A 3819-nucleotide genomic window follows, 5' to 3' on the forward strand; every position below is an offset into this window, starting at 1 on the left:
AGGGAGAGTTGACCTTCGGTTCTCCCGCGGCTTTTGCCGCGGGCTCTGTTTGGCGTGGTTCCCGCGCCAAACAGAGCAACACTCCTTCCGTCAGCCGCCAAAAAACAGGCGGCCGACACCTCTGGTGTAACTACCAGCCGAATCACACAAATCAGAATAACTCTGATTTGGCTCTCTGGCCGCCTCAGAGATGGAGGCTACAAGGGCAGAAGCTAAATCGCTATTTATTTTTTACCCTACCAAAGTTAAGCCGTAATTTAACGTTTAAATCTGTCTCCTCCGACCATCCGTACTGTCCTTGGCGTCCTTCATAAGCCACGTCAGCCGCGGGGCTCGTCCCTCATCACCGTTTCTGAGAGATAACGGGCGAAAATTTTATATTCTTCCTCCGACAGCGGGGCGGGCGAGGACATTATAACGAGCCGGTGTCCGTTAAAACCTCTCCTGTACGGAGGGTGTACGTGTTCAAAGCCATTGGCGCGGTAACCGGCCCTCTCATAAAAGTTCTTTCTGCGTACGGAGATATCATCCGCTGGTGGGTCGATCTCCAAAATCACGCCTTTGCCGCCGCGTGAAAGTAATTCCAGCGCCCCCGCGCCATAATTTTTGCCTCTCAGCTCCGGCAGAATGCAGAAGTGCTCCACATAGACGAAACCCCTCGTCTCCCAGCAGAGAAGCAGTCCGAGAAAGATATCACCGTCGAAGATGAGATTGAAATGATAATCCTCATCGGCTAGGGCGGCGCTCTGGCTCTCCGCGGTACGCCGCTCGTGCAGCGGGAAGCTTTCCGCGTACAGCTCCATCGCCGCGCGGAATCTTTCGTCTTTATCCGTCTTTATCCTTAACAGCTCCATGTTCTATCCACGCCCCACAGTCCGTAATTTCTCAGTTCTGCAAATAGTATATTAGATAAATTTCAAAGTTGACAAGTTAGCATGTGCTAATGTATCATATGTACGTTGGTTAGCTAGTGCTAACAAATGCGGATGAAGGGATGTGTGGCTTATGGTGAAAAACTCTTTGGAGTCGCTTATCGCCTTTCACTGCGCGCCGACTTTGGCGGGGATAAAGGCGGCTAATCTCTTTACGTGGCACCATATGAAGGAAGATATGGCGGGTGGGCTGATAGACGCCGCGCGTTCGCGCCTCGCTCCCTACGGCATCAGCATGGAAATCCTCTGCCAGTGCGAGAGGTACGCCCTGATTCTCGTCTACCGCGAGAAGATGCTCGGCAGGGCGTTCACCCCGGAGGCCGAATGTTTCCTTGAGGGATATGGCTACGCCGCCGGTTCCAGCGTCGCTGAAAAACTTGCCGTTTTGAAGAGCCGCCTCACCCTCTGCGGCGAGTTTCCCCATGAGATAGGGGTCTTTCTCGATTATCCGCTGGAGGATGTCCGCGGCTTTATTGAAAACAGGGGAGGCGGCTGTAAGGCCTGCGGCACCTGGAAGGTCTACGGTGACAGAGATAGAGCCCAGGAGCTCTTTGAACGCTATAAAAGGTGTACGGATTATTTCTGCAAAAAGATAGAGGCCGGTCATGAAATGGCGCAGCTGCTGACGGCGGTGCCCTCCTTCAATTAAATGAGTCCACAGGTAAAAGGAAAGGCGGAAAAATAATGGGTAAAATAGCAGTGATCTATTGGAGCGCGGGTGGAAATACCGAGGCGATGGCGAAGGCTATAGCCAGAGGAATATCCTCGGAGAATGTCGGGGCGGATGTATTCAGCGTCTCCGAATTCGGCAGTAAAAGCGTGAACGATTATGAAAAGCTCGCCCTTGGCTGCCCCTCTATGGGCGCCGAAGTTCTTGAGGAGTGTGAGTTCGAGCCTTTTCTCTCCTCGATAGAGTCAGGACTCGCAGGTGAAAAGGTGGCGCTCTTCGGCTCCTACGGCTGGGGCGACGGCGAATGGATGAGGAACTGGGAGGGGCGGATGCGCGGCGACGGCTGCCTGCTATTTGAAACCGGCCTCATCATCAATCTTACCCCCGACGACGAGGGAATAAAACAGTGCGAGGAATTTGGAGCGCGCTTCGCTAAATTTTAAGAAATTGACCGTCCGCCGCACGGCGGCAGTTGATAAAGTTTTATGGCTACCATGCCGGCCATAAACCGCACAGAGGGGGAAGATCTCTGACATGAGGATCTTCCCCTTTTGTTTTTATATCTCTCCGGCTCTTCTTATCCGGCCTCGATACAGCGGCATATTGAAATTCAACCATGCCCCCTCTTCGGCCGTCCTTCCTCTCAGGCGGCGGAATAGGGAATTTTTAATGGTCAGATTTCAGCCCCGCGCCGCAGATCGGGATAAGGCAGTCCCGGGGAGCGCCGTACATTTCAGCGCAGGCCATATAGCCCGCGAGGTTCGCGGCGGTGGTGTGCTCGCAGTAGATACCCTTGGCGGCGAGCAGCCCCCGCGCCTCCAGTATCTTTTCCTCCGGCGCGGGAACCATCTTTACCCCGTGACGGTAGACATATTCGAGTATCTCCCTGCCGCGCATCGGCTCGCCGATCGCTATTCCCTCCGCGAGCGTTTTTTGCGGCGACACCTTCGCCGGTTCGCGCAGTGAATTTTTTACTGCTTCCAGCAGCGGCGCGCAGCGTTCGCTCTGCACGGCGATCACCTGCGGGAACCTCTCGATAAGCCCGGCCTCCGCCAACTCCTCCAGCCCCTTCATGACGCCGAGGAATAGCGTGCCGTTTCCCACGGGGACGATGATATTCGCGGGGATCCTCCCCAGCTGTTCATAGACCTCGTATATATATGTCTTGGTGCCCTCGTAAAAGAATGGATTATAGACATGGCTCGCATAATAGTTTCCCTCCTGCGAAGCCTTCTCCCGGCAGATAGCGGCGCAGTGGTCGCGCGAGCCGGGGACGATCGTACAGGTCGCTCCGTGGGCGCGTATCATCGCAATCTTTTTCGGCGAGGTACCCTCGGGGACGAATATCTCGCAGGAGATGCCCGCTCTGGCGGCGTAGGCGGCGACGCTGTTTCCCGCGTTCCCGCTTGAATCCTGTACGACATGCTTCACTCCAATGGCCCTGCAGTGGGAGATGAGAACCGCCGCGCCGCGGTCCTTGAATGACAGCGTCGGCATCTCGTAATCCATCTTCAGGAGAATGTCGTCGTTAAAGCGCGTAACGGGCGTCATGCCCTCTCCGAGCGTGATATCGCGCCACGCTTCGCCCTCGGGCGGCATGAAGGCGCAGTAGCGGAACAGACTCCATTCTCCGTGGTCGACCTCCGCGAGGTCGAATTTCGGCGGCCTGTAGTCGAGCTTCCAGAGGCCGCCGCATTCGCATCCGGCTTTAAGCGTCGCCGTATCGCTCTTTTTCCCGCAGCGGGAACATATATAATTCATTAACTATTCACTCCCCTTTACATTCTTCGCGGCCTGATTCTTTCCGTAGACCTATTCAGTTTATACCGCTGCCTATAATTATTACCCCTTTTTACCATATTTTAACAAAGTATCTGTGTTGGTCATAGCATGCTGCCGCTCGAACCAGGAGGTTTCGTCTCTCCCCATCTTGGCGCCTCTGCATAACATTTCGACGGTAGCAGCGGACGTTACCGCCTCGCGCCGGTGTTCGACAGGGACATATGTCGGGATAAATTCGTGAGGCTGAAAGATAAATTGCGGTTTAGCTTTTGACTTTGCTCTTACAGCCTCCCTCTCCGAGGCGGCCAGGGAGCCAAATCAGAGCTCTTCTGATTCGTGCGATTCGGCTGGTAGTTACATCAGAGGTGGATCGCCGCCGTTTTTGCGGCGAGACGGAAGGAGTGTTGCTCTGTATGGCGCGGAAACCGCGCCATA

General features: G+C 54.9%; 4 protein-coding genes. 2 read left to right on the forward strand and 2 right to left on the reverse strand.

Annotation, left to right across the window (positions count from 1 at the left end):
- Nucleotides 1-320 precede the first annotated feature (320 nt).
- Nucleotides 321-854 (reverse strand): GNAT family N-acetyltransferase, encoded by a 534-nt coding sequence (locus LIO98_RS10680; protein WP_291956728.1) that lies wholly within the window; start codon nt 852-854, stop codon nt 321-323.
- 151 nt (nt 855-1005) lie between these two features.
- Between LIO98_RS10680 and LIO98_RS10685 the strand changes: the two genes are divergently transcribed.
- Complete coding sequence (locus LIO98_RS10685) at nt 1006-1581, forward strand: DUF3793 family protein (protein WP_291956730.1); 576 nt, start codon at nt 1006-1008, stop codon at nt 1579-1581.
- A gap of 35 nt (nt 1582-1616) precedes the next feature.
- Nucleotides 1617-2045 (forward strand): flavodoxin, encoded by a 429-nt coding sequence (locus LIO98_RS10690; protein WP_291956733.1) that lies wholly within the window; start codon nt 1617-1619, stop codon nt 2043-2045.
- A gap of 223 nt (nt 2046-2268) precedes the next feature.
- Here LIO98_RS10690 and LIO98_RS10695 read toward each other — a convergent pair whose 3' ends face one another.
- A complete protein-coding gene (locus tag LIO98_RS10695) occupies nt 2269-3363 on the reverse strand; it encodes a threonine synthase (protein ID WP_291956736.1) in 1095 nt (364 codons plus the stop codon).
- Between the last annotated feature and the right edge of the window lie 456 nt (nt 3364-3819).

Source organism: Cloacibacillus sp. (assembly GCF_020860125.1).
Classification (GTDB): Bacteria; Synergistota; Synergistia; order Synergistales; family Synergistaceae; genus Cloacibacillus.

Excerpts from the sequence above, each read along its gene's own strand:
- LIO98_RS10680 (WP_291956728.1), bottom strand. The coding sequence starts at position 854 with ATGGAGCTGTTAAGGATAAAGACGGATAAAGACGAAAGATTCCGCGCG.
- LIO98_RS10695 (WP_291956736.1), bottom strand. The coding sequence starts at position 3,363 with ATGAATTATATATGTTCCCGCTGCGGGAAAAAGAGCGATACGGCGACG.
- LIO98_RS10690 (WP_291956733.1), top strand. The coding sequence starts at position 1,617 with ATGGGTAAAATAGCAGTGATCTATTGGAGCGCGGGTGGAAATACCGAG.
- LIO98_RS10685 (WP_291956730.1), top strand. The coding sequence starts at position 1,006 with ATGGTGAAAAACTCTTTGGAGTCGCTTATCGCCTTTCACTGCGCGCCG.